1 protein-coding gene is annotated in these 899 nt (G+C 55.5%); it reads right to left on the bottom strand.

Translation table 11 applies throughout. From position 1 onward, the window contains the following. A partial coding sequence (locus tag KP701_RS16650) for an IS5 family transposase (protein ID WP_215747915.1) occupies positions 1–819 on the bottom strand: 819 nt, incomplete at its 3' end. Between the last annotated feature and the right edge of the window lie 80 nt (positions 820–899).

The following is an 899-nucleotide window of genomic DNA, read 5'->3' as shown; positions in this document are numbered from 1 at the left end:
CATGAAGTCCTCATTGGCTTTCGAGCGATACGCTGTATCAGCCCAGACGCTTGAGGCCGTATTGGTTTTATCCAGAAGGCCCTCGCGCAGTCTGGCACCATCACTGGCAGCAGCATCCGTTGTCTTCCATTTCCGGATGAACCGGAACTTCCGGTCGATGGAAACATGGGACTTGTAGCCAAAGAACGGAATGGCGAGGTCCGTGGCTGGGATCGTCCCGTCATCCTGCCGCTTCGCTTTGGTAAACTTCAGTGTCCAGCGCGCATGACGGTCCTTATGCGACAGCTTTGCGGGTTTGTCCTGCCAATCTTCAGGAATACGCCCTGCCCGGAGGTCAGCTTTCTCAGCGTTCGTATTGCGCTGCTTTGGGGCGGCTACCAATGTCGCATCCAGGATCTGGCCGGACCTTGGCAGATAACCGGCGGTCCGCAGAGTGGCATCAAACCGGTCAAACAGTCTTTCAATAGCTCCCGCCTGGGCCAGACGCTCACGGAACAGCCAGACCGTTTTGGCATCAGGTACCCGGTCCGACAGTCCCAGACCGAGGAAACGCATGAAGGACAGCCGGTCGTTGATCAAATATTCCGTTCGCTCGTCGGACAGATTGTTCAGCGTCTGGATCACCAGAATCTTGAACATCAACACGGGATCAAACGGCGGTCGTCCACCTTTGCTCCCATCTGAATAGGCCAGAGCCTTCTCCAGATCAGGGCGGAACACCTCAAAATCCACAGTCCGGGAAAATGCCTCAAGCTGATCGCCAAGCCCGCTTAACCGGGCCAGCCGCTCTTCAACATCAAAGAAACCAGGCTGCTTCATCTGCCATCATCCCCAATCAACGCAGGAGAGATGGAATCACAGAGGAACCCTCAAATCCAGAAGGTTTTTCGAACCCTCCA

Origin of the sequence: Gluconobacter sp. P1C6_b, assembly GCF_018811945.1 — a bacterium.
GTDB lineage: Bacteria > Pseudomonadota > Alphaproteobacteria > Acetobacterales > Acetobacteraceae > Gluconobacter.
Note: the sequence above shows the minus strand (reverse complement) of the source record. Positions and strands in the feature narration are given on the sequence as shown.